This window comes from Bradyrhizobium sp. 956_D2_N1_4 (assembly GCF_052076025.1).
GTDB lineage: Bacteria > Pseudomonadota > Alphaproteobacteria > Rhizobiales > Xanthobacteraceae > Bradyrhizobium > Bradyrhizobium barranii.
On record NZ_CP197237.1, the window covers coordinates 4,163,538 to 4,187,883 of the forward strand.

Here is a 24,346-nt window from a genome sequence, read left to right on the forward strand (position 1 = left end):
CGTTTTCTCCTGCGACCCTTAAGCCGCTGCTGCTTCGGCTTCGACCTGACGAACAATGATCGTCAGCTGCGAAAATGGTTTGTAGACACGGCCCGAGCGGCCACGGCCGCGGGCGGCAAAGCGCTTCATCACGAGGCCGTTGCCGACGAAGGCCTGCGCCACGACGAGATCGTCGACGTCGAGGTCGTGGTTGTTCTCGGCGTTTGCGATAGCCGATTCCAGGCACTTCTTCACGTCGACCGCGATCCGCTTGCGCGAGAACTGCAGATCGGCGAGCGCAGCAGCTGCCTTCCGGCCGCGAATGAGCTGGGCGACCAGGTTGAGCTTCTGCGGGCTCACCCGCAGCATCCGGGCGACCGCCTTGGCCTCGTTCTCGGCGAGGCTCCGTTCGCGCTTAGGTTTGCTCATCGTTTAATCCTCAAGCCTTCTTGGCTTTCTTGTCCCCGGAGTGGCCATGGAAGGTCCGGGTCGGCGAGAACTCGCCGAACTTGTGACCGACCATTTCCTCGTTGACGGCCACCGGCACGTGCTTCTGACCGTTGTAGACACCGAAGGTCAGGCCGACGAACTGCGGCAGGATCGTCGAGCGACGGCTCCAGATCTTGATGACGTCGTGACGGCCGGACGCGCGGGCGGCATCTGCCTTCTTGAGCAGAGAACCCTCGACGAACGGGCCTTTCCAGACTGAACGAACCATGTCCGGCGTTCCTTACTTCTTCCGCTTGTGGCGGCTTAGGAGAATGAATTTGTTGGTCGACTTGTTGCTGCGGGTCTTCTTGCCCTTGGTCGGCTTGCCCCACGGGGTGACCGGGTGGCGACCGCCCGAGGTACGACCTTCACCACCGCCGTGCGGATGGTCGATCGGGTTCATCGAGACACCGCGGTTATGCGGCTTGCGGCCCAGCCAACGGTTGCGGCCGGCCTTGCCGATCGAGGTGTTCATGTGATCCGGGTTCGACACCGCGCCGATCGTGCCGCGGCAACGGCCGTGCACCAGGCGCTGCTCGCCCGAGTTCAGGCGGATGATCACGTAGTCGTGGTCGCGGCCGACGAGCTGGGCGTAGGTGCCGGCGGAACGAGCGAGCTGGCCGCCCTTCCCGATCTTGACCTCGATGTTGTGGATGATCGTGCCGACCGGCATGTTGCCGAGCGGCATGACGTTGCCCGGCTTCACGTCGACATAGTTGCCGGCAACCACGGAATCACCGACGGCAAGGCGCTGCGGCGCCAGGATATAGGCCTGGGTGCCGTCTTCGTACTTGACCAGCGCGATGAACGCGGTGCGGTTCGGATCGTATTCCAGCCGTTCGACCGTCGCGGGCGCATCGACCTTGTCGCGCTTGAAGTCGACGATGCGCAGCGTCTGCTTGTGACCGCCGCCGCGGAAGCGCACGGTGATGCGACCGGTGTTGTTGCGACCGCCCGAGGAGTGCTTGCCTTCGGTGAGCGCCTTGACCGGCTTGCCCTTGTAGAGGGCCGAACGATCGACCATGACCAGCTGGCGCTGGCCCGGCGTCGTGGGATTGAATTTTTTCAGTGCCATCGTCGTACGACCTTACAGACCGGTGGTCACGTCGATCCGGTGGCCCTCTTCGAGGGTCACGATCGCGCGCTTGCTGTTCGACTGCGAGCCGAGATTGCCGCGGAAGATCTTGGTCTTGCCCTTGCGGACCAGCGTGTTGACGCTCTTAACCTTGACGTCGAACAGCTTCTCGATCGCTTCCTTGATCTGCGGCTTGGTCGCCTTCGCGGCCACCTTGAACAGGACCTTGTTGTGCTCCGAGGCGATCGTCGCCTTTTCGGTCACGACCGGCGACAAGATCACGTCGTAGTGGCGAGGCTCGATGTTCTTCGTCATTTGAAGCGCGCCTCCAGCGCATCGATGGCGGCCTTGGTCAGAACGAGCTTCTGACGGCGCAGGATGTCATAGACGTTGATGCCCTGGATCGGCAGCACGTCCATGTTCGGGATGTTGCGGGCCGCAGCGGCAAAGCCGTTGTTGAGCTCGGCGCCGTCGATGATCAGCGCGTTGGTCAAACCGAGGCCCGAGAAATGGCCGAGCAGCGCCTTGGTCTTGGCGGCTTCCAGCGCGGCCTTGTCGATCACCAGCAGGTCGCCGTCCTTGGCCTTGGCCGACAGCGCATGCTTGAGGGCAAGCGCGCGGACCTTCTTCGGCAGGTCGGTGGCGTGCGAACGCACCACCGGACCGAAGGCACGGCCACCGCCGCGGAACTGCGGCACGCGGGCCGAGCCGTGACGAGCACCGCCGGTGCCCTTCTGCTTGTACATCTTCTTGCCGGTGCGCCAGATCTCGGCGCGGCCCTTGGCCTTGTGAGTGCCGGCCTGACGCTTGTTGAGCTGCCACTGCACGCAACGTGCAATGATGTCCTGGCGCGGCTCGAGGCCGAAAATGGCATCGGAAAGCTGGACCGAGCCGGCTTCCTTACCTTCGAGGGTCGTGACCTTCAATTCCATCTCACGCCTCCTGCGCAGCCGGAGCGGCGTCCGCTTCGCCAGCAACCTTGAACTTGCCGGGCTTCGGAGCTTCCTTCGGCAGCGGCTTCTTGACAGCGTCGCGCACGCGGATCCAGCCGCCCTTGGAGCCGGGAACGGCGCCTTCGACGAGGATCAGGCCGCGCTCGACATCGAGCTGAACGACTCGAAGGTTGAGCGTGGTGATGCGGTCGACACCCATGTGGCCGGGCATCTTCTTGTTCTTCCAGGTCTTGCCGGGGTCCTGACGGCCACCGGTCGAACCGATCGAGCGATGCGAGACCGACACGCCGTGGGTGGCGCGCAGACCGCCGAAGTTCCAGCGCTTCATGCCGCCGGCAAAGCCCTTACCGACCGAGGTGCCGGTGACGTCGACGAACTGGCCGACGACGAAATGATCGGCGAGAATCTCGGCGCCAACCGGGATCATCGCATCCGCGGAGACGCGGAATTCCTCGACCTGCCGCTTCGGCTCGACCTTGGCGACCGCGAACTGGCCGCGCTCTGCCTTGGGCAGATACACGGTCTTGCGGCTGCCAGACCCGAGCTGGAGCGCTACGTAGCCGTTCTTCTCTTCAGTGCGGTGGGCTACGACTTGGCAATTGCCGAGCTTCAGCACGGTCACGGGGATATGTTCGCCGGCCTCTGTAAAGACCCGCGTCATCCCGACCTTTTGTGCGATCACTCCGGAGCGCATCGGCGTGCTTCCTGTTCTTTCTGTCCGCTAGTCGCGAACGTGATCCAAAAATCTTAGAGCTTGATCTCGACGTCGACACCGGCGGCCAGGTCGAGCTTCATCAAAGCATCGACGGTCTGCGGGGTCGGATCGACGATGTCGAGCAGGCGCTTGTGAGTGCGCATCTCGAACTGCTCGCGGCTCTTCTTGTCGACGTGCGGCGAACGGTTGACGGTGAACTTCTCGATGCGGGTGGGCAGCGGAATGGGTCCGCGGACCTGCGCGCCGGTGCGCTTCGCCGTGTTCACGATCTCGCGGGTCGACGTATCGAGGATACGATGGTCGAACGCCTTGAGACGGATACGAATGTTTTGGCCGTTCATTGCCGTGGTCTCTCTTTAGTGGGGGGTGGCGAATAGCGAATAGCGAATGTCACACTCGCTACGCGCCAATCCCTATTCTCGTAATTACTCGATGATCGAGGCGACGACGCCGGCGCCAACGGTGCGGCCACCTTCGCGGATCGCGAAGCGGAGCTTCTCTTCCATCGCGATCGGCACGATCAGGTGCACTTCCATCGCGATGTTGTCGCCCGGCATCACCATCTCGGTGCCTTCCGGCAGATGCACGACACCGGTCACGTCGGTGGTGCGGAAGTAGAACTGCGGACGGTAGTTGGTGAAGAACGGGGTGTGGCGGCCGCCCTCTTCCTTGGTGAGGATGTAGGCCTCAGCCTTGAACTTGGTGTGCGGCTTGACCGAACCCGGCTTGCACAGCACCTGGCCGCGCTCGACGTCCTCGCGCTTGGTGCCGCGGAGCAGCGCACCGATGTTGTCGCCAGCCTGGCCCTGATCGAGCAGCTTGCGGAACATTTCGACGCCCGTGACCGTGGTCTTCTGCGTGGCGCGCAGACCGACGATCTCGATTTCCTCGCCGACCTTGACGATGCCGCGCTCGACACGGCCGGTCACGACGGTGCCGCGGCCCGAGATCGAGAACACGTCTTCAACCGGCATCAGGAAGGGCTGGTCGACCGGACGCTCCGGCTGCGGAATGTACTCGTCGACATTCTTCATCAGCTCGAGGATGGCGTCATGGCCGAGCTTCTTGTCGGAATCTTCGAGAGCGGCGAGCGCCGAACCCTTGATGATCGGGATCTTGTCGCCCGGGAAGTCGTACTTCGAGAGCAGCTCGCGGACTTCGAGCTCGACGAGTTCGAGGAGTTCCGGATCGTCGACCATGTCGCACTTGTTGAGGAACACGACGAGCGCGGGCACGCCAACCTGGCGGGCGAGCAGGATGTGCTCGCGGGTCTGCGGCATCGGGCCGTCAGCAGCCGACACGACCAGGATCGCACCGTCCATCTGGGCGGCGCCGGTGATCATGTTCTTCACGTAGTCGGCGTGGCCGGGGCAGTCGACGTGGGCATAGTGGCGGTTCTTGGTCTCGTACTCGACGTGCGCCGTCGAGATCGTGATGCCGCGCGCCTTCTCTTCCGGCGCCTTGTCGATCTGGTCGTACGCCGTGAACGTCGCACCGCCGGTCTCGGCGAGGATCTTGGTGATCGCAGCCGTCAACGACGTCTTGCCATGGTCGACGTGACCGATGGTGCCGATGTTGCAGTGCGGTTTGTTACGTTCAAACTTTGCTTTGGCCATTTGACTCTCCGTTCAATCGTCAGTTCGAGACCGACGACAATCAGGCAAACTTCTTCTGGACTTCTGCCGACACATTGGCCGGCGCTTCTGCGTAGTGGTCGAACTGCATGGTGAAGGTCGCGCGACCCTGGCTCATCGAGCGCAGGTTGTTCACGTACCCGAACATGTTCATGAGCGGCACCATCGCGTTGATGACGTTGGCGTTGCCGCGCATGTCCTGACCCTGGATCTGACCGCGCCGGGAATTCAGGTCGCCGATGACCGAGCCGGTGTAGTCTTCCGGGGTCACCACTTCGACCTTCATGATCGGCTCGAGCAGGACGGACTTGCCCTTCTGCAGCGCTTCGCGGAATGCCGCGCGCGATGCGATTTCGAAGGCGAGCGCCGACGAGTCGACGTCGTGGTACTTGCCGTCGACGAGCTGAACCTTGACGTCGACCACGGGGAAGCCCGCGACGACACCAGAGCCCATCACGCTGTTGAGGCCCTTTTCGACGCCCGGGATGTATTCCTTCGGAACCGCACCGCCGACGATCTTGGACTCGAACTCGTAGCCCTTGCCGGGCTCGTTCGGCTCGACCACGATCGACACTTCCGCGAACTGACCGGTACCGCCGGTCTGCTTCTTGTGGGTGTACTTGACCTCGGCCTTCTTGGTGACGCGCTCACGGAACGCAACCTGCGGCGCGCCGATGTTGGCGTCGACCTTGTAGGTACGCCTGAGGATGTCGACCTTGATGTCGAGATGGAGTTCGCCCATGCCCTTGAGGATGGTCTGGCCGGACTCCTGGTCGGTCGACACGCGGAAGGACGGATCCTCCGCGGCGAGCTTCGCCAGTGCCACGCCCAGCTTTTCCTGGTCGGCCTTGGACTTCGGCTCGATCGCGATCTCGATGACCGGCTCGGGGAATTCCATCTTCTCCAGGATCACCTGCTTGTCGGGATCGCACAGCGTGTCACCGGTGCGCGCTTCCTTCAGGCCGGCCAGCGCGACGATGTCGCCGGCATAGGCTTCCTTGATGTCCTCGCGGTTGTTCGCATGCATCAGCAGCATGCGCCCGATGCGCTCCTTCTTCTCGCGCGTCGAATTCACGACACCGGTGCCGCTCTGCAGGACGCCGGAGTAGATGCGGCAGAAGGTGATGGTGCCGACGAACGGGTCGTCCATGATCTTGAACGCGAGCAGCGCGAGCGGCTCCTTGTCGTCCGCCTTGCGCACGACCTCGTTGCCGCGGTCGTCGGTGCCCTTGATCGCGGGCACGTCGATCGGCGACGGCAGATAGTCGACGACGGCGTCGAGCAGCGGCTGCACACCCTTGTTCTTGAAGGCCGAGCCGCACAGCACGGGATAGAACGCGCCGGTCAGCACCGCTTTGCGGATCAACCGCTTCAGCGTCGCTTCGTCCGGCTCCTTGCCGTCGAGGAAGGCAGCCAATGCATCATCGTCGAGCTCGACGGCGGCTTCCACCATCTTCTCGCGGTATTCCTTGGCCTGCTCGACCATATCTTCCGGGATGTCGACATAGTCGAACTTCGCGCCGAGCGATTCATCGTTCCAGATGATGCCCTGCATCTTCACGAGGTCGACGAGACCCTTGAAGTTGTTCTCGGCACCGATCGGAAGCTGGATCGCGATCGGCTTGGCGCCGAGGCGGTCAACGATGTCGGCCAGGCACTTGAAGAAGTCGGCACCCGTCTTGTCCATCTTGTTGGCGAAGACGATGCGCGGAACCTTGTACTTGTCACCCTGGCGCCAGACGGTCTCGGTCTGGGGCTCGACGCCCTGGTTCGAGTCGAGCACGCAGACGGCGCCGTCGAGCACGCGCAGCGAACGCTCGACTTCAATGGTGAAGTCGACGTGGCCGGGGGTGTCGATGATGTTCAGGCGCTTGCCGGCCCAGAATGCGGTGGTGGCAGCCGAGGTGATCGTGATGCCACGCTCCTGCTCCTGCTCCATCCAATCCATCGTCGCGGCACCTTCGTGCACTTCGCCGATCTTGTGGCTCTTGCCGGTGTAATAGAGGATGCGCTCGGTGGTCGTGGTCTTGCCGGCATCGATATGCGCCATGATACCGAAATTGCGGTAGTTCTCTATGGCATGAACGCGAGGCATGGGTTGATCCTTAGATTCCGTGTTTCGCCGTTACCAGCGATAGTGCGAGAAGGCGCGGTTGGCTTCCGCCATCCGGTGCACGTCTTCGCGCTTCTTGACGGCGTTGCCGCGGTTGTTCGAGGCGTCGAGCAGCTCAGCCGAGAGCCGCTCGGTCATCGTCTTCTCGTTGCGATCGCGCGCGGCCGAGATCAGCCAGCGGATGCCCAGCGCCTGACGGCGCACCGAACGAACTTCGACCGGCACCTGGTAGGTCGCGCCGCCGACGCGGCGGGAGCGCACTTCGATCGTCGGCATGACGTTCTCGAGTGCCTGCTCGAACACGCCGAGGGGGCTCTGCTTGGTCTTGGCTTCGATGATACCGAACGCACCGTAGACGATGCCTTCGGCGACCGACTTCTTGCCGGCGTACATCACCGAGTTCATGAACTTCGTGACGATGATGTTCCCGAACTTCGGATCGGGAAGAACTTCGCGCTTTTCCGCTGAGTGGCGACGAGACATTGAGCTGGTTCCCGCTTACTTCGGACGCTTCGCGCCGTACTTCGAACGACGCTGCTTACGGTTCTTGACGCCCTGGGTATCCAGAACGCCGCGGAGGATGTGGTAGCGCACGCCGGGCAAGTCCTTGACGCGGCCGCCGCGGATCATGACCACCGAGTGCTCCTGAAGATTATGGCCTTCACCCGGGATGTAGCCGATCACCTCGAAGCCGTTGGTCAGGCGCACCTTGGCGACCTTACGAAGCGCCGAGTTCGGCTTCTTCGGGGTCGTGGTGTAGACGCGGGTGCAAACACCACGCTTCTGCGGCGACTGCTGCAGCGCCGGCACCTTCTTGCGCGACTTCTGCACTTCACGCGGTTGAGCGATCAGCTGGTTGATCGTCGGCATCCTGGCCTTACCCTTTGTTCTGCCGCGGTCCCTTCCGGGTCCGCTGTCTTGGCGCGGCCCGTTGCCGGATCCGCAATTCTTTTCGGGCCACCCGCCCGACGAGGTCGCCTCGCACGGAACAATCCGCACAAAGCGAAATTGCGCCAACCGCTCCATCACCGAGCGGAAAGCGTTACGACGCCACAGAGGACCGCAGTTTCAGGCCAATCAGCATAAAGCTGCGGCCCGCGCACCGAGGTCATGCATCCGAATTCGATCTCAAGAGAACGAGCTCAAGAGACCTAAAATCGCACTGGCATTGCCTAGCTATGATCGACAGCGTTTGAGCGGCATTCGTCGAGGTTGGTGCCCGTCTTAGCGATCCCTGAGGATCAGATCCCTGGAGATCAACGGGTGGCCCGTTCCGACGCTGGCGATGCTCACCGCCTGTCGTTAAGTGAGCCGCTTTCTATAAGTGAGAGTCGGCCAAGTCAAGGTGAAACGACAGTCAGAAAACGCTTCTGCCACCTGACGAAATCGCTGTTTGCCCGCACTCGCCGCGCCTGCTGGATATGGGGACCGGACATCTGTTCCGCCAGCCCAAAAGCAATTTATATCCGGGCAAAATGTACTTTTATAACCCTTGCTAAGGCTTTTTTTCCTGTTGATGCGTCAATCTGCCGCCTGCGGCAGAGATTTGCACCATGCGGTACACCGACATTGCCATTATCGGCGGGGGATTGTCCGGCTCGACCGCCGCCGCAATGCTCGGCCGCGTCGGCATTTCGACGGTACTGATCGACCCGCATGAGAGCTATCCGGCGGACTTTCGAGTCGAAAAACTCAGTGGTCACGTCCAGGTCGAGCGATTCCTGAAGACCGGAATCGGAGAATCGGTGCTGCGCCGCGCGACTTTTGCCGGCGAAAACCGGATCGCCCGATTCGGCCGGTTGCTCGACAGGGCGCCGAGTCGGCAGTTCAACATCCTCTACGATTCGCTCGTCAACGCCGTCCGCGACGAGATCCCTGCTGGCGTCGAGCGCATCTGTGCAAAGGCGGTCTCGCTCGAGACGAGCCCGGAGCGGCAAAAGATCACGCTCTCCAATGAGGAGACGATCTCGGCCCGACTCGTCGTGCTCGCCAACGGCCTGAACGTCGGCCTGCGCCACCAGCTCGGCATCGCGCGAAAAATCATCAGCGCCTGCCATTCGATCTCGATCGGGTTCGACGTGGTGCCGGCGGGGCGGAATTCGTTCGACTTCCCGGCGCTGACCTATTTCTCGGAACGGCCGAGCGACCGAATCCCCTACATCACGCTGTTTCCGACCGGTCCGCGGATGCGCGCCAATCTGTTCGTCTATCGCGGCGTCGACGACCCATGGCTGCGCGAATTGCGCCGCGCGCCAGCCGAGACGCTGAACGCCACCCTGCCCCGGCTCAAGCGGATCACCGGCGCCTTCGACATCGCCGGCGAGATCAAGATCCGTCCGGTCGACCTCTATGTGAACGACGCAAGCGGCCAGCCCGGCCTCGTGCTGGTGGGCGATGCGTTCTCGACCTCCTGCCCCGCCGCCGGCACCGGCTGTGACAAGGTCTTCACCGACGTCGAGCGGCTCTGCAACGTCCATATCCCGGAGTGGCTCGCCTCCGACGGGATGGACGGGGCCAAGATCGCCACCTTCTACGCCGATCCGGTCAAGCGGGCCTGCGACGAATGGTCGGCGGCGAAGGCGTTCGAGTTCCGCTCCGTCTCGACCGCGACGAGTCCCTACTGGACCGCGCAGCGCTGGGCGCGCTTCATCGCTTGGTCAGTTCAAGGCTTGCTGCGGCCGCTCGGAGGAGCAATTCATCTGGAGCCGAACTTCCTCGGTCACGCCTCCTCCTCGTCCTCGTCCTCATCATCCTCGTCGAGGTCGTCTTCATCCTCGTCGTCATCGTCGCTGTCGTCATCGGCCTGAGCCACGGCGCCATGCGGCTGGTGGATCTGGTCGTTCCACAGCTTACGATAGGTGCCGTTCCTGGCGAGCAGCTCGGCATGCGAGCCGCGCTCGATCGCCCTGCCCCCTGAGATCACGATGATCTCGTCCATCTCGACCACGGAGGTCAGGCGATGGGTCGACCAGATCATGGTGCGCCCCTTCGCGACCTTCAGCAGCGTACGGTTGATCGCGGCCTCGGTGGTCTGGTCGAGCGCCGAGGTGGCTTCGTCCAGCAGCAGCACGGAAGGGTTACGGATGACCGCGCGCGCGATCGCGATGCGCTGGCGCTGGCCGCCCGACAGCGTATCGCCGCGCTCGCCTACCGGCGTGTCGTAGCGCTGCGGCAGGCTCATGATGTAGCGGTGGATCTCGGCCTTCCTGGCGGCGTCCTCCACCTCCTCGTCGGTCGCGCCTTCCTTGCCGAGCCGGATGTTCTCGCGAATCGACATGTTGAACAGCATGTTCTCCTGGAACACCACCGCCATGCTCCGGCGCAGCGAATCCAGCGTCACCTTGCGGACGTCGACGCCGTCGATGGCGACGCGCCCCTCGTTGGGCACGTACAGCCGCAGGATCAAATTGAGCAGCGTGCTCTTGCCGGAACCCGAGGGGCCGACGATGGCGATGCGCTTGCCGGCGTTGAGCTTGAGGCTGAGATTGTCCAGCACCGGCGTCTGGCTGCCTTCGTACTGGAACGTCACGTGGTCGAAGGTGATGTCGTTGGTGATGCGCGGCAGATCGGGCGCGCCCGGACGATCGGCGCCGCGCGTCGGCTCGTCCAGCAGCTCCTGCATGTGGCGGATCGCGGCGGCCGAGGAGATCGACACCGGGATGAAGTGCATCACGTGGGCGATGTTGTAGGACACCTCCCAGAACGCGCTCTCGAAGGTGACGAAGGTGCCGATGGTGATCTGGCCCTTGGTCGCCAGATAGGCACCGATCGCGAGCACGACGAGGTGTAGCAGCAGCACCGAAATGGTGACCGTCCGCTCCACCATGGTCGACAGGAACGCAGCGGAAGCGATCTTGCGGCGGGTCTCGTCGTTGCGGAAGCTGAAGAAGCCGAACATCTTGCGTTGCAGGCTGAACGCCTTGATCACGGCCTGCGCGGCCACGTTCTCCTGCACCATGCCGAGCAGCGCGCTCTCGTTCTGCTTCTGCTCGTAATTGGCCTGCACCGCCTTCGGGGTGAGGATGCGCGGCCCGATCAGCGTGATCGGGAACACCAGCAGCGCGACCGCGGCGAGCTGCCAGTTCAGGAACAACATCAGGATGATGCCGGCGATCAATTCCAGGAACGGCAGCGCTGCACTGTTGGCGAAGGTCTTGACCGAGCCCTCGAAGGCCGAAAGGTCGACGGAAAAGCGCGACAGGATCTCGCCGCGCTTGGTGCGGCCGAAATAGGCCGCCGGCAGGTCCTGGACATGTTCGAACAGGCGCTTGCGGACGTCGGAGATGATGCAGGCAGCCAGCCTGGCGTCCCAGCGCTCGTACCAGACCGCCACGATCGAGGTGAAGATGCCGGCGACCGCGAGCACGCCGAGGATCTTGTAGAGCGCCTGGAAATCCTCCTCGCCGAGCGCGTCGTCGATCAGGTACTTCAGGCTGAGCGGCATGATGACGTTGAACAGCGTCTCGACGCAGACGCCGAACGCCACGAATGACAGCATCCGCTTGTAGTTGGACAGGAACGGCTTGACGAAACCCAGGATGGTCGCGAGCGCGCCTGCGGCCTCGCGCGCGGTAAAGACGACGAGTTCCTCGTCCTCATCGTCGTCGTCGAGCTCCAGCTCGTCTTCCTCCTCGTCTTCGTCGTCCTCGTCGTCTTCGTCGTCTTCGAGGTCCGGCTTGACTGGGACAAGCTTGTCGTCGAGCTCGGCCGCCTCTTCCGTGGCGAGTTTCTGTTTGTCGGGCGGGAGGGGCTTGGACGCCATGAAACCAACCGATGCTGACGGCCGGCATGACCGCGGAGAAAGCAGGAAATAGCGGCAACCGCTATCGCACCGATTCTATGCGATCATGACGAATTCGGCAAAGCAATTGGCTACGCCAGTCCGATCCTGTCTCTAGTCGTCGTCCTCACCCTCGACCTTGTCGAAGAAGGAATAACGCAGGCTGTCGGCGTCGGCGTACCACTGGCCCGGGCCCTTGTTGGCGGCAAGCGTCGCCTCCCAGAGCGCATCGGTGCAGTCCTTGCGGTGCATCGACAGGTCGAAGCCGTTGCCGAAGAACAGCTCGGACCATTCCCACCAGGTGCCGAGCTTCTTGACGCCGCGCAGCAGGTCGTAGCGGTCGATCACCACCGAAGCCATGTCCGAGGTGATCGAGCCGAACACGAGGCCGGTCTTGACCACGCGGTTCAGTTCGCGGATCGCGCGGACCACCTGCTTCGGGGAAACATGGCAGAGGCTGGTCTCGAACACGAAGTCGAAGGCGCCATCCTTGAACGGCATGTCGGTGATCGAGCCGAGCTTGTTGTACTTCTTCAGCGCCTTCGGCGTCCTGGCGTGGATGGCGCGGTTGTTCTCGATGCCGAAGGCATCGATGCCGCGATCGCGCAGCGCGCCCACCAGTTCGCCGCTGGCCGAGCCCGCGACCAGCAGCTTGGCGCCCTTGGCCTTGCCCCAGACGATGCCGATCAGCTTGGTGAGATAATCGGGATCGGTGAAGTGGCGCCAAGCTTCGCTGTAGGGACCGAGGCCGCGATAGTTCTCGAAATAGTCGCGGTCGATCTTGTCCGAGACCGGCTCGCCCTCCTCCTGTCCGCGCTCGCGGCGCAGGCGCATCATCTCGGTCAGGATGATGTCGGTCGCCGCGTCCGAGGAGTCGAGCAGACCGTTCAGCGTGGAGTCGAACAGATAATCGCCGACCACCACGATGCCGGGATGCTCCTTCGGCTCCGGCCGGTGATTGGTCATGACGTCGCGCACGGGCAGACCGCCGGGGATGGCGTTCACCGACGACAGCCAGCGGTGGATCTTGCCTTCCACGAAATGCGAACGCGCATCGCCGAGCGAGGCGGGCAGCGATTTCAGTGCGGCGTCGATCAGCTCCTGATCCGACAAATTGGCGAAGGCCAGCGCGTCGGAGCCGGGAATCAGCCAGTTCAGCACGCCGTGCTTGCCGACGTCATGACGCGCGCCCTCGTTGTAGACGCAGCAGCCGCCGAAGGCTTCCGACATGAACCAGGCGCCGGAAATCTTCTCGCCCCAGAACGGTGTGTCGAACAGGATCGAGACGCGCAGATAGTGCGCGGGACGATCGAAATACGAGACGTGCTTGACCATCGACTTGCGGAGCTGCTCGCCTTCCCAGCCCATCGTCGCGAGCCACGAATGCGGCAGGCAGACCAGCACGAGGTCGAAGTCGCGCGTCTCCGGCCCCTTGCCGTTCATCATCTTGAGCTGGTAGCGGCCGGTCGGCGCCTTGCCGACGGTGAGCACGCGGTGATTGAGCTGGACGTCGGCGTTGACCTCCGACTGCAGGCACTCGATCAGCTGCTCGTTGCCGTTCTGGATGGAATAGAGGCCGATATAGCCGTCGACGTCCATCAGGTAGTTCTTGAGCGCGTTGAGCCCGTTGGTGTTGTGGCTTTCGGTCGCGATGTCGGAGCGCGCCATCACCTTGAAGAAACGCTTTGCGGTTTCGTCCTCGACCTCCTCGTCGAGCACCTGCTCGGCGGTCTTGTAGGCCCAGGGATTCTCGTTGTCGTGCGCGCCGACGCCCTCGTAATATTCGATCGGCGTCATCGCCTCGGCGCAGCGGTTCCGGAACGCCTCGATCGCAGCCGCAGTCTTGGCGCCGTATTTGCGGCGCATGCCTGCGACGTCGTTGAGGAGCTCGCCGCCGAACTGCACCTGCTCGGCGTCCATCGGAATGGTCTGAAGTCCGAAATGCTGGATCAGCTCGCGCAGCGGATCGGGACCGGTCATCGAGTAGTCGTAGATCTCGGCAACGCCGGCCTCGTACATCGCCGGCGCGGAATCGAATTTGCGCGTGACGATCTTGCCGCCGAGCCGGTCGGAGGCCTCGTAGATGGTGATGCGGCAGAGGTCGCCGAGCTTACGCTTCAAGTACCAGGCGCTCATCAGCCCGCCGGGGCCGCCGCCTACGATTGCGAGATCAAGCATATGAGTTCCGTGGTCTCCGGCCCTGCCCCCGTCACGGGACCACCGGTCTAACTTCCCTTAGCAGAAGCGCTTTTGCGCCTGAAGGAAAGATGAACAAAGGTTGATCCTGCACCGCAACAGGCAAACAAAGCAGCAAAAAGGCCGGCTTGCGCCGGCCTTTTCATTGTCCTCGGTATTCCTACGGATGAACGATTATTCCGCAGGAGGCAGCGCAGGAAGCTCCGCTTCCGGCGCGGGCGACACGACGGCCGCCTGCTTCTCGCGCTCGTCCAGGATCAGCTTGTCGCGCTTCATCGCGACTTCGCGGATCTTGGCCATGGAGGCGCCGGTGCCCGCCGGGATCAGCCGGCCGACGATGACGTTCTCCTTGAGGCCCTCGAGCGGATCGACCTTGCCGTTGACCGCCGCTTCCGTGAGGACGCGGGTGGTCTCCTGGAACGAGGCCGCCGAGAAGAAGGAGCGGGTCTGAAGGCTCGCCTTGGTGATGCCGAGCAGAACCGGCGTTCCCGTAGCGATCTTCTTGCCCTCTTCCTTCGCCTTCTCGTTGAGCGCGTCGAACTCGATCTTGTCGACCTGCTCGCCGGAGATCATGTCCGTGTCGCCCTGGTCGGTGACTTCCACCTTCTGGAGCATCTGACGGACGATCACCTCGATGTGCTTGTCGTTGATGAGCACGCCCTGGAGCCGGTAGACCTCCTGGATCTCGTTGACCAGATAGGCCGCGAGTTCCTCGATGCCCTTGACCGCCAGGATGTCGTGCGGCGCCGGGTTGCCTTCGACGATGAAGTCGCCCTTTTCGACGACGTCGCCGTCCTGAAGGTGGATGTGCTTGCCCTTCGGGATCAGGTACTCGCGTGCCTCGTCGGTCTTGTCCATCGGCTCGATCGAGATGCGACGCTTGTTCTTGTAGTCGCGTCCGAACCGGATGGTGCCCGAGATTTCGGCGATGATCGCCGCATCCTTCGGACGCCGTGCCTCGAACAGTTCCGCCACCCGCGGCAGACCGCCGGTGATGTCACGCGTCTTGGCGCTTTCGGTCGAGACACGGGCGAGGATGTCGCCCGTATTGACCTTGGCTCCGACGTCGACCGAGAGAATGGCATCGACCGACAGCATGTAGCGGGCATCGCCGCCACGGGCGAGCTTGAGCACCTTGCCGTCCTTGCCCTTGACCACGATGGCCGGACGGAGGTCCGCGCCGCCGCGGGTCGAGCGCCAGTCGATGACCACGCGCTTGGCGATGCCGGTGGCCTCGTCGAGCGTTTCCGAGATCGACTGCCCCTCGACCAGATCCTCGAAGCCGATGGTACCTTCGACTTCGGTGAGCAGCGGACGAGTGTAGGGATCCCACTCGACGATGCGCTGGCCGCGCTTGACGGTGTCGCCCTCGTCGACGTGCAGGCGCGAACCGTACTGGATACGGTGCGTCGCACGCTCGGTGCCGTCGGCATCGACGATCGCGATCACCATGTTGCGGACCATCGCGACCAGGTGACCTTCGCTGTTGCGGGCGATGGCCTTGTTCCGGATCACGATCTTGCCGTCGAAGTTGGATTCGACGAACGACTGCTCGTTGAGCTGCGCCGCACCACCGATGTGGAAGGTGCGCATGGTCAGCTGGGTGCCGGGCTCGCCGATCGACTGCGCCGCGATGACGCCGACGGCTTCACCGTGGTTGACCGGCGTGCCGCGGGCGAGGTCGCGGCCGTAGCACATGCCGCAGATGCCGTTGACGAGCTCGCAGGTCAGTGCCGAGCGGATCTTCACCTCCTGCACGCCACCCTGGTGGATGGCATCCAGATGGCTTTCTTCCATCAGCGTACCGCGCTTGATGATCACCTTGCCCGAGCTGTCACGCACGTCTTCGCAGGCCGTACGGCCGAGGATGCGCGAGCCGAGCGAGGCAACCACGGTGCCGGCATCGACGATGGCGCGCATCTTGATGCCGAGCTTGGTGCCGCAGTCGTTCTGCGTGATGATGCAGTCCTGCGCCACGTCGACGAGACGACGGGTCAGGTAGCCCGAGTTCGCGGTCTTCAACGCGGTGTCCGCGAGGCCCTTACGGGCGCCGTGGGTCGAGTTGAAGTACTCGAGCACCGAGAGACCTTCCTTGAAGTTCGAGATGATCGGCGTCTCGATGATCTCACCCGACGGCTTGGCCATCAGGCCGCGCATGCCGGCGAGCTGGCGCATCTGGGCCGGCGAACCGCGGGCACCGGAGTGAGCCATCATGTAGATCGAGTTGATGTCGGCATCCGCCCCGCTCGCCGTCTTCTTGGTCGAGGAGATCTCCTTCATCATCGCCTTGGCGATTTCTTCCGTGGCCTTCGACCAGGCGTCGACGACCTTGTTGTACTTCTCGCCATGGGTGATCAGACCGTCGTTGTACTGCTGCTCGAAATCCTTCGCCAGCGTACGGGTGGTGTCGACGATCTTCCACTTGGAGTGCGGCACGACCATGTCGTCCTTGCCGAACGAGATGCCGGCCTTGAACGCGTTGTAGAAGCCGAGCGCCATGATGCGGTCGCAGAAGATCACAGTCTCCTTCTGGCCGCAGTGACGGTAGACCTGGTCGATCACGCCCGAGATTTCGCGCTTGGTCATCAGCTTGTTGATGATCTCGTACGAAATCCGCGGGTTCTTCGGCAGCAGATTGCCGAGCATGACGCGGCCCGCGGTGGTCTCGATCCAGCGCGTCGAGACCTTGCCGGTCTCGTCCATGCCCTGCCACCGATACTTGATCTTGGTGTGGAGGTGGATGACCTTCGCGTGCAGCGCGTGCTCGAGCTCGGCCATGTCGCCGAAGATCTTGCCCTCGCCGGGCAGGCCTTCACGCATGATCGAGACGTAGTAGAGACCGAGCACGATGTCCTGCGACGGCACGATGATCGGCTGGCCGTTCGCCGGATGCAGGATGTTGTTGGTCGACATCATCAGGACGCGCGCTTCCAGCTGCGCCTCGAGCGACAGCGGAACGTGCACGGCCATCTGGTCGCCGTCGAAGTCGGCGTTGAACGCGGCGCAGACCAGCGGATGCAGCTGGATCGCCTTGCCCTCGATCAGCACGGGCTCGAACGCCTGAATGCCGAGACGATGCAGCGTCGGTGCGCGGTTGAGCAGCACCGGATGCTCGCGGATGACCTCGTCCAGGATGTCCCAGACCTCGGGCCGCTCCTTCTCGACCAGCTTCTTCGCCTGCTTCACGGTGGTGGACAGGCCCTTGGCGTCAAGCCGCGAGTAGATGAACGGCTTGAACAGCTCGAGCGCCATCTTCTTCGGCAGGCCGCACTGATGCAGGCGCAGTTCGGGACCGACCACGATCACCGAACGGCCCGAATAGTCGACGCGCTTGCCGAGCAGGTTCTGACGGAAGCGGCCCTGCTTGCCCTTGAGCATGTCGGCGAGCGACTTCAGCGGGCGCTTGTTGGCACCCGTGATGACGCGGCCGCGGCGGCCGTTGTCGAACAGCGCATCGACCGCTTCCTGAAGCATGCGCTTCTCGTTGCGGATGATGATGTCCGGCGCACGCAGCTCCATCAGCCGCTTCAAGCGGTTGTTGCGGTTGATGACGCGGCGGTAGAGGTCGTTGAGGTCCGAGGTCGCGAAGCGGCCGCCGTCGAGCGGCACCAGCGGACGCAGGTCCGGCGGAATCACCGGAACCACGGTCATGATCATCCATTCCGGCTTGTTGCCGGAGTGGCGGAACGCTTCCACGATCTTCAGGCGCTTGGCGAGCTTCTTGTGCTTGATGTCGGAGTCGGTCTCCTGCATCTCGAGGCGCAAGGTGGCTTCGAGCTTCTCGAGGTCCATGCCCTTGAGCAGCTCGCGGATCGCTTCCGCGCCGATCATGGCGGTGAAGGAATCCTGGCCGTACTCGTCCTGCGCCTTCAGATACTCGTCTTCCGACAAGAGCTGACGGTCCTTGAGCGCGGTGAGGCCCGGCTCGAGCACGACGTAATATTCGAAGTAGAGGATCCGCTCGAGATCCTTCAGCGTCATGTCCAGCAGAAGGCCGATGCGCGAGGGCAGCGACTTCAGGAACCAGATGTGGGCGACGGGGGCTGCGAGCTCGATATGGCCCATGCGCTCGCGCCGGACGCGCGACAGCGTGACCTCGACCGAGCACTTCTCGCAGATGATGCCCTTGTACTTCATGCGCTTGTACTTGCCGCACAAGCACTCGTAGTCCTTGATCGGCCCGAAGATGCGGGCGCAGAACAGGCCGTCGCGCTCGGGCTTGAAGGTACGGTAGTTGATGGTCTCCGGCTTCTTGATCTCGCCGTAGGACCAGGACAGAATCTTCTCAGGAGACGCGATCGAAATCCGGATCTGGTCGAAGACCTGAGCCGGAGTCGTCGGGTTGAAGAGATTCATAATTTCTTGGTTCATCGTCTTCTCCTCGCGTGCCGGTCGCCTACGGCCGCAAATTCGAAAATCACTCAATCGGGGCGCCCTGCCCTCAAGGCCTCGGGAGGGGCGCCGATGCCCGGCCGTGAAGGCCGGGCATGAAAGGTCGTATTACTCGGCTGCTTCCGACGTCGGCGCCGGTCCCACCTTGGAGTTGTGCAGGTCGACGTTGAGGCCGAGCGAGCGCATTTCCTTGACCAGCACGTTGAACGATTCCGGAATACCGGCCTCGAACGTGTCGTCGCCGCGGACGATCGCCTCGTACACCTTGGTACGGCCGGCGACGTCGTCCGACTTCACCGTCAGCATCTCCTGGAGCGTGTACGCCGCGCCGTAAGCCTCGAGCGCCCACACCTCCATTTCGCCGAAGCGCTGGCCACCGAACTGCGCCTTGCCGCCCAGCGGCTGCTGGGTAACGAGCGAGTACGGACCGATCGAACGCGCGTGGATCTTGTCGTCCACGAGATGGTGCAGCTTGAGCATGTAGATGTAGCCCACCGTCACCTTGCGATCGAAGGCATCGCCGGTACGGCCGTCATAGACGGTCGACTGACCCGAAGCGTCGAGACCGGCAAGCTTCAGCATCTCCTCGATGTCGGCTTCCTTGGCGCCGTCGAACACCGGCGTCGCGATCGGCACGCCGCGGCTCAGATTGTGGCCGAGCTCGATCAACTCGTTGTCGTTGAGCGACTTGATCGTCTCGTCCTCGCCGTAGACCTTCTTCAAGGTTTCCTTCAGCGGCTTGATGTCCTGCTTCGACAGATAGGCATCGACCGTCTGGCCGATACGCTTGCCGAGGCCGGCGCAAGCCCAGCCGAGATGGGTCTCGAGGATCTGTCCGACGTTCATGCGCGAGGGCACGCCGAGCGGATTGAGCACGATGTCGGCATGCGTACCGTCTTCGAGGAACGGCATGTCCTCGATCGGCACGATCTTCGACACCACGCCCTTGTTGCCGTGGCGGCCGGCCATCTTGTCGCCGGGCTGGATCTTGCGCTTCACCGCGACGAAGACCTTGACCATCTTCATCACGCCGGGCGGCAATTCGTCACCGCGCTGAAGCTTCTCGACCTTGTCGAGGAAGCGCTGTTCCAGCCCCTTCTTCGACTCGTCGTACTGCTTCCGCATGGCCTCGATCTCGGCCATCAGCTTGTCGTTCGGCGACGCGAACAGCCACCACTGCGACTTCGGGTACTCCTCGAGCACCGCACGGGTGATCTTGGTGTCCTTCTTGAAGCCCTTCGGGCCCGCAATGCCCTGCCGTCCCTCGAGGAGCTCGGCAAGACGGTTGTAGACGTTGCGGTCCAGGATCGCCTGCTCGTCGTCACGGTCCTTGGCCAGACGCTCGATCTCTTCCCGCTCGATCGCCAGCGCACGCTCGTCCTTGTCGACGCCGTGACGGTTGAACACGCGCACTTCCACGATCGTGCCCTGCACGCCCGGAGGAACGCGCAGCGAGGTGTCGCGAACGTCGGAGGCCTTTTCGCCGAAGATGGCGCGCAGAAGCTTTTCTTCCGGCGTCATCGGGCTTTCGCCCTTCGGCGTGATCTTGCCGACCAGGATGTCGCCGGCGCGCACTTCCGCGCCGATGTAGACGATACCGGCTTCGTCGAGGTTCTTCAGCGCTTCTTCCGAGACGTTCGGAATGTCGCGGGTGATTTCCTCAGGCCCGAGCTTGGTGTCGCGGGCCATCACCTCGAACTCCTCGATGTGGATCGAGGTGAAGACGTCTTCCTTCACGATCCGCTCGGAGAGCAGGATCGAGTCTTCGAAGTTGTAGCCGTTCCACGGCATGAACGCGACCAGCACGTTGCGGCCAAGCGCGAGCTCACCGAGATCGGTCGACGGACCGTCGGCGATGATGTCGCCCTTCTTGACGATGTCGCCGACCTTCACCAGCGGACGCTGGTTGATGCAGGTCGACTGGTTGGAGCGCTGGTACTTCATCAGACGGTAGATATCGACGCCCGACTTGGTCGGATCGAGATCTTCCGTGGCGCGGATGACGACGCGGGTCGCGTCGATCTGGTCGATCACGCCCGAACGGCGCGCCGCGATCGCGGCACCCGAGTCACGCGCAACCACGCCTTCCATGCCAGTGCCGACGAACGGCGCCTCGGCGCGAACCAGCGGCACCGCCTGGCGCTGCATGTTCGAGCCCATCAGCGCGCGGTTGGCGTCGTCGTTCTCGAGGAACGGGATCAGCGCCGCGGCGACCGAAACGAGCTGCTTCGGCGACACGTCCATGTAGTCGACCTTGTCCGGCGTCACCGGCAAGACTTCGCCGGCGTGACGGCAGACCACGAGATCCTCGGTGAAGCGGCCCTTCGGGTCGAGCGGCACGTTGGCCTGCGCGACCGTGTAGCGGCCCTCTTCCATCGCCGAGAGGTACACGACCTCGTCGGTGACGCGACCGTCCTTGACCTTGCGGTACGGCGTCTCGACGAAGCCGTACTTGTTCACGCGCGCGAAGGTCGCGAGCGAGTTGATCAGGCCGATGTTCGGACCTTCCGGCGTCTCGATCGGGCAGATGCGGCCGTAATGCGTCGGATGCACGTCGCGCACCTCGAAGCCGGCGCGCTCGCGGGTCAGACCGCCCGGTCCAAGCGCCGAGAGGCGGCGCTTGTGGGTGATCTCCGACAGCGGGTTGGTCTGGTCCATGAACTGCGAGAGCTGCGAGGAGCCGAAGAACTCGCGCACGGCGGCAGCCGCCGGCTTCGCGTTGATCAGGTCCTGCGGCATGACCGTGTCGATGTCGACCGAGGACATGCGCTCCTTGATCGCGCGCTCCATGCGCAGCAGGCCGATGCGGTACTGGTTCTCCATGAGCTCGCCGACCGAGCGCACGCGGCGGTTGCCGAGATGGTCGATGTCGTCGATCTCGCCCTTGCCGTCGCGCAAATCCACCAGCGTCTTGATGACGGAGAGGATGTCTTCCTTACGCAGCGTACGCTGGGTGTCGGGCGCATCGAGGTCGAGGCGCATGTTCATCTTGACGCGGCCGACCGCGGACAGGTCGTAGCGCTCGGCGTCGAAGAACAGCGACTGGAACATCGCCTGCGCCGAATCCAGCGTCGGCGGCTCGCCCGGACGCATCACGCGGTAGATGTCGAACAGCGCGTCCTCACGCGTCATGTTCTTGTCGGCCGAGAGCGTGTTGCGGATGTAGGCGCCGACATTGACGTGGTCGATGTCGAGCAGCGGCAGTTCCTTGTAGCCCTGCTCGTTGAGGGCCTTCATCGACTTGTCGGTGATCTCTTCACCGGCTTCCGCGTGGATCTCGCCCGTCTTCGGGTTGACGAGGTCCTCGGCGAGATAGTTGCCGACGAGCTCCTCATCGGACAGCCGCAGCGCCTTCAGGCCCTTCTCCTGCATCTGACGCGCACCGCGCACCGTGAGCTTCTTGCCGGCCTCGAGCACGACCTTGCCGGTGTCGGCGTCGATCAGGTCGTTGATGGTCGAGTAGCCGCGGAAACGGTTGGCGTCGAACGGAACGCGCCAGCCTTCCTTGGTCCGCTTGTAGAGAATCTTCTTGTAGAACGTGGACAGGATCGCCTCGCCGTCGAGGCCAAGCGCGAACATCAGCGACGTCACCGGAATCTTGCGGCGACGGTCGATACGCGCATAGACGATGTCCTTGGCGTCGAACTCGATGTCGAGCCAGGAGCCGCGATACGGGATGACGCGGGCGGCGAACAGCAGCTTGCCCGACGAATGGGTCTTGCCCTTGTCGTGGTCGAAGAACACGCCGGGCGAACGGTGCATCTGCGAGACGATGACGCGCTCGGTGCCGTTGACGATGAAGGTGCCGTTCATCGTCATGAGCGGGATGTCGCCCATGTAGACGTCCTGCTCCTTGATGTCCTTCACCGACTTCGCGCCGGTTTCCTCGTCGATATCGAACACGATGAGGCGCAGCGTCACCTTGAGGGGGGCCGCGAAGGTCATGCCGCGCTGGCGGCACTCGTCGACGTCGTATTTCGGCTGCTCGAACTCGTAGCGGACGAATTCCAGCATCGAGGTGCCCGAGAAGTCGGAGATCGGGAACACCGAGCGGAACACCGCCTGCAGGCCCTCGTCGAGACGCCCGCCCACGGGTTCGTCGACCATCAGGAACTGGTCATAGGACGCCTTCTGAACCTCGATGAGGTTCGGCATCTCGGCGACTTCCTTGATGTGTCCGAAGAACTTGCGAACGCGTTTGCGACCGGTGAATGTCTGCTGCGCCATCGTGGCCTCTCATTTCGTCGCCCGCTCCGGGCGCGCCGTCCAGGACGCGGTTGCCACCGCTCCCCGGGTTGAATTTTTCGAACCCGCTTTGGGGACCAAAAATCCAGATTCAGACCGTCATGTCCTGAATCTGTTCTTCAGACCTTCAAAACGCAAAACGACGCGCGGGGCGCATAGGCACGCCCGCCCGTCACAACGATTGTCTTCACGGACTGCAAAAGCCCGAAATAGCCTGCTCTCCCAACGGCTTACAGGGAATCCGGCATCCCTGCCCACCGCGCTTTCGTGCTGTCGAACCGATATGGGGCGACAATAGTCGAGATTCGAGGGGTTAACCTTCAAATCCCAACACTTTTTCGTGTTCGGCCTGCGTCGGGATGTTCCGTCGCACGCCTTTTGCATATTGCCCACCCCTTAGATGGGTGGTCCGAGACCCCGGGCTTCGCTGATGCTCGCCCGGGATCTCGCGCCAGTAAGCGTTGCTTACTTGAGCTCGACCTTCGCGCCAGCCTTCTCGAGCTGGACCTTGAGCTTCTCGGCCTCGTCCTTGTTCACGCCTTCCTTGACAGGCTTCGGCGCGCCCTCGACGAGATCCTTTGCTTCCTTCAGGCCCAGGCCGGTGATGGCGCGGACTTCCTTGATGACCTCGATCTTCTTCTCGCCGGCGGCGGCGAGAACGACCGTGAACTCGGTCTTCTCTTCGGCCGGAGCGGCGGCAGCGCCACCACCAGCCGGGCCGGCCACGGCGACAGCCGCGGCAGCCGAAACGCCCCACTTCTCTTCGAGGAGCTTCGCGAGTTCGGCAGCTTCGAGCACGGTGAGGCTCGAGAGGTCGTCAACGATCTTCTGCAAGTCAGCCATTGTTCAGTTTCCTTGAGTGTAAGTCTGGTTCGGGTTTGAGTTTTGCGAAGGGCGTCAGGCCGCTTCGCCCTTTGAGGCATGAGCCTGGATGACGCGCGCGAGCTTGCCCGCGGGCGCATTGGCGAGCTGAGCGATCTTGGTCGCCGGGGCCACAAGAAGGCCGACGATCTTGGCGCGCAGTTCATCAAGCGACGGCAGCGAGGCAAGTGCCTTCACGCTGTCGACATTCAGGACGGTCTTTCCCATCGAGCCGCCAATGATGACGAACTTTTCGTTCGTCTTGGCGAATTCGACGGCGACCTTCGGCGCCGCTACCGGATCGTTCGAAGTGGCGATCACGGTCGGTCCCTTCAGCATGGGGCCGATGGCAACGACGTCAGTGCCTTCAAGAGCAATTTTGGCGAGACGGTTCTTCGAGACCTTCACCGAGGCGCCAGCCTGCTTCATCTGCATACGCAGCTTCTGCATCTGGGCAACGGTCAGGCCGGAATATTGAGCAACGACCGCGACGCTCGTGGTCTTGAAGACCCCATTGAGCTGTTCGACCGCTTCCTTTTTTGCCGCTCGTTCCACAGCAAGCTCTTTCCGGTTGGCGGTCATCGCGAGAAGCGGGACCGCCGGGTTGCACCCATCGCCCCACCCAAAACCTGAACCTCGGGGCCAAAACCCCTAGGACACGCGCCGGGCGAGACGACAATTCAAAGCCTGCCCTCCGGGAGCCCTTAAGGCCCACGGCGTGTCGAGGTCCGAACCAGACCCGTTTCGCAAGCCAGCCGTTAAAGCTGGGCGCGAAGTGAAATCCGGTCTTCACCCGTCTATGCAGGCCATGCGATTAAGCCGTTGAGAAATCGAAATTTCCCGCGGGCGCCTGCAGTCTTGGACAGGACGAGGTCAGCCGGCGAACCGCCCGACCCCTGCCCGCACTCCACCAA

18 protein-coding genes are annotated in these 24,346 nt (G+C 63.0%); 1 reads left to right on the forward strand and 17 read right to left on the reverse strand.

What is annotated here, in order from left to right:
- Window positions 1–18 precede the first annotated feature (18 nt).
- The 11 genes from rplV to rpsL all read right to left on the reverse strand — a co-directional run bounded on the left by rplV (window position 19) and on the right by rpsL (window position 7,828).
- Window positions 19–408 (reverse strand): 50S ribosomal protein L22, encoded by a 390-nt coding sequence (gene rplV, locus AB7535_RS19705; RefSeq protein ID WP_011088147.1) that lies wholly within the window; start codon window positions 406–408, stop codon window positions 19–21.
- A gap of 10 nt (window positions 409–418) precedes the next feature.
- Window positions 419–697 (reverse strand): 30S ribosomal protein S19, encoded by a 279-nt coding sequence (rpsS, locus tag AB7535_RS19710; RefSeq protein ID WP_008136357.1) that lies wholly within the window; start codon window positions 695–697, stop codon window positions 419–421.
- 12 nt (window positions 698–709) lie between these two features.
- Window positions 710–1,543, reverse strand: coding sequence for a 50S ribosomal protein L2 (rplB, locus tag AB7535_RS19715; RefSeq protein WP_028152985.1), 834 nt, complete (start codon window positions 1,541–1,543; stop codon window positions 710–712).
- Window positions 1,544–1,555: 12 nt separating this feature from the next.
- Window positions 1,556–1,858 (reverse strand): 50S ribosomal protein L23, encoded by a 303-nt coding sequence (locus AB7535_RS19720; RefSeq protein WP_007603019.1) that lies wholly within the window; start codon window positions 1,856–1,858, stop codon window positions 1,556–1,558.
- A complete protein-coding gene (rplD, locus tag AB7535_RS19725) occupies window positions 1,855–2,475 on the reverse strand; it encodes a 50S ribosomal protein L4 (RefSeq protein WP_011088150.1) in 621 nt (206 codons plus the stop codon). Before rplD ends, AB7535_RS19720 begins: the two co-directional genes overlap by 4 nt.
- A gap of 1 nt (window position 2,476) precedes the next feature.
- Complete coding sequence (gene rplC / locus AB7535_RS19730) at window positions 2,477–3,190, reverse strand: 50S ribosomal protein L3 (RefSeq protein ID WP_085405457.1); 714 nt, start codon at window positions 3,188–3,190, stop codon at window positions 2,477–2,479.
- A 53-nt stretch (window positions 3,191–3,243) separates the two neighbouring features.
- Complete coding sequence (rpsJ, locus tag AB7535_RS19735; RefSeq protein WP_002712302.1) at window positions 3,244–3,552, reverse strand: 30S ribosomal protein S10; 309 nt, start codon at window positions 3,550–3,552, stop codon at window positions 3,244–3,246.
- Window positions 3,553–3,636: 84 nt separating this feature from the next.
- Window positions 3,637–4,827, reverse strand: a complete 1,191-nt coding sequence (tuf, locus tag AB7535_RS19740; RefSeq protein ID WP_063982577.1) for an elongation factor Tu — start codon at window positions 4,825–4,827, stop codon at window positions 3,637–3,639.
- A 40-nt stretch (window positions 4,828–4,867) separates the two neighbouring features.
- Window positions 4,868–6,940 carry an elongation factor G gene (gene fusA / locus AB7535_RS19745; RefSeq protein WP_063982576.1) on the reverse strand — a complete coding sequence of 691 codons (2,073 nt, stop codon included), beginning with the start codon at window positions 6,938–6,940 and terminating at the stop codon, window positions 4,868–4,870.
- A gap of 30 nt (window positions 6,941–6,970) precedes the next feature.
- Window positions 6,971–7,441, reverse strand: coding sequence for a 30S ribosomal protein S7 (gene rpsG, locus AB7535_RS19750; RefSeq protein ID WP_063982575.1), 471 nt, complete (start codon window positions 7,439–7,441; stop codon window positions 6,971–6,973).
- 15 nt (window positions 7,442–7,456) lie between these two features.
- Complete coding sequence (gene rpsL, locus AB7535_RS19755) at window positions 7,457–7,828, reverse strand: 30S ribosomal protein S12 (RefSeq protein WP_007603006.1); 372 nt, start codon at window positions 7,826–7,828, stop codon at window positions 7,457–7,459.
- 683 nt (window positions 7,829–8,511) lie between these two features.
- Between rpsL and AB7535_RS19760 the strand changes: the two genes are divergently transcribed.
- The gene (locus AB7535_RS19760) at window positions 8,512–9,765 is read left to right on the forward strand and encodes an FAD-dependent oxidoreductase (RefSeq protein ID WP_085405456.1); all 1,254 of its coding nucleotides are present in this window, start codon (window positions 8,512–8,514) and stop codon (window positions 9,763–9,765) included.
- Here the strand turns inward: AB7535_RS19760 and AB7535_RS19765 are convergent.
- The 6 genes from AB7535_RS19765 to rplJ all read right to left on the reverse strand — a co-directional run bounded on the left by AB7535_RS19765 (window position 9,678) and on the right by rplJ (window position 23,987).
- Window positions 9,678–11,720 (reverse strand): ABC transporter ATP-binding protein, encoded by a 2,043-nt coding sequence (locus AB7535_RS19765; protein ID WP_439036800.1) that lies wholly within the window; start codon window positions 11,718–11,720, stop codon window positions 9,678–9,680. The two genes, AB7535_RS19760 and AB7535_RS19765, sit on opposite strands and share 88 nt — an antisense overlap.
- 132 nt (window positions 11,721–11,852) lie before the next feature.
- On the reverse strand, window positions 11,853–13,916 hold the full coding sequence (locus AB7535_RS19770; RefSeq protein ID WP_085405454.1) for an FAD-dependent oxidoreductase: 2,064 nt from the start codon (window positions 13,914–13,916) through the stop codon (window positions 11,853–11,855).
- A gap of 192 nt (window positions 13,917–14,108) precedes the next feature.
- The gene (gene rpoC, locus AB7535_RS19775) at window positions 14,109–18,305 is read right to left on the reverse strand and encodes a DNA-directed RNA polymerase subunit beta' (protein ID WP_071912831.1); all 4,197 of its coding nucleotides are present in this window, start codon (window positions 18,303–18,305) and stop codon (window positions 14,109–14,111) included.
- A gap of 129 nt (window positions 18,306–18,434) precedes the next feature.
- On the reverse strand, window positions 18,435–22,553 hold the full coding sequence (gene rpoB, locus AB7535_RS19780; RefSeq protein WP_085405453.1) for a DNA-directed RNA polymerase subunit beta: 4,119 nt from the start codon (window positions 22,551–22,553) through the stop codon (window positions 18,435–18,437).
- A gap of 483 nt (window positions 22,554–23,036) precedes the next feature.
- Window positions 23,037–23,414: a 50S ribosomal protein L7/L12 gene (rplL, locus tag AB7535_RS19785; protein WP_063982571.1), complete on the reverse strand. Its 378-nt coding sequence runs from the start codon at window positions 23,412–23,414 to the stop codon at window positions 23,037–23,039.
- Between the two features lie 54 nt (window positions 23,415–23,468).
- Entirely contained in the window at window positions 23,469–23,987 is a 519-nt protein-coding gene (rplJ, locus tag AB7535_RS19790; RefSeq protein ID WP_063986291.1) for a 50S ribosomal protein L10, read from the reverse strand.
- Window positions 23,988–24,346 lie beyond the last annotated feature (359 nt).

Excerpts from the sequence above, each read along its gene's own strand:
- AB7535_RS19765 (WP_439036800.1), bottom strand. The coding sequence starts at position 11,720 with ATGGCGTCCAAGCCCCTCCCGCCCGACAAACAGAAACTCGCCACGGAA.
- rplV (WP_011088147.1), bottom strand. The coding sequence starts at position 408 with ATGAGCAAACCTAAGCGCGAACGGAGCCTCGCCGAGAACGAGGCCAAG.
- rplD (WP_011088150.1), bottom strand. The coding sequence starts at position 2,475 with ATGGAATTGAAGGTCACGACCCTCGAAGGTAAGGAAGCCGGCTCGGTC.
- rplB (WP_028152985.1), bottom strand. The coding sequence starts at position 1,543 with ATGGCACTGAAAAAATTCAATCCCACGACGCCGGGCCAGCGCCAGCTG.
- tuf (WP_063982577.1), bottom strand. The coding sequence starts at position 4,827 with ATGGCCAAAGCAAAGTTTGAACGTAACAAACCGCACTGCAACATCGGC.
- AB7535_RS19770 (WP_085405454.1), bottom strand. The coding sequence starts at position 13,916 with ATGCTTGATCTCGCAATCGTAGGCGGCGGCCCCGGCGGGCTGATGAGC.
- rpsG (WP_063982575.1), bottom strand. The coding sequence starts at position 7,441 with ATGTCTCGTCGCCACTCAGCGGAAAAGCGCGAAGTTCTTCCCGATCCG.
- AB7535_RS19760 (WP_085405456.1), top strand. The coding sequence starts at position 8,512 with ATGCGGTACACCGACATTGCCATTATCGGCGGGGGATTGTCCGGCTCG.
- AB7535_RS19720 (WP_007603019.1), bottom strand. The coding sequence starts at position 1,858 with ATGACGAAGAACATCGAGCCTCGCCACTACGACGTGATCTTGTCGCCG.
- fusA (WP_063982576.1), bottom strand. The coding sequence starts at position 6,940 with ATGCCTCGCGTTCATGCCATAGAGAACTACCGCAATTTCGGTATCATG.
- rpoC (WP_071912831.1), bottom strand. The coding sequence starts at position 18,305 with ATGAACCAAGAAATTATGAATCTCTTCAACCCGACGACTCCGGCTCAG.
- rpsJ (WP_002712302.1), bottom strand. The coding sequence starts at position 3,552 with ATGAACGGCCAAAACATTCGTATCCGTCTCAAGGCGTTCGACCATCGT.
- rpoB (WP_085405453.1), bottom strand. The coding sequence starts at position 22,553 with ATGGCGCAGCAGACATTCACCGGTCGCAAACGCGTTCGCAAGTTCTTC.
- rplL (WP_063982571.1), bottom strand. The coding sequence starts at position 23,414 with ATGGCTGACTTGCAGAAGATCGTTGACGACCTCTCGAGCCTCACCGTG.
- rpsL (WP_007603006.1), bottom strand. The coding sequence starts at position 7,828 with ATGCCGACGATCAACCAGCTGATCGCTCAACCGCGTGAAGTGCAGAAG.
- rpsS (WP_008136357.1), bottom strand. The coding sequence starts at position 697 with ATGGTTCGTTCAGTCTGGAAAGGCCCGTTCGTCGAGGGTTCTCTGCTC.
- rplC (WP_085405457.1), bottom strand. The coding sequence starts at position 3,190 with ATGCGCTCCGGAGTGATCGCACAAAAGGTCGGGATGACGCGGGTCTTT.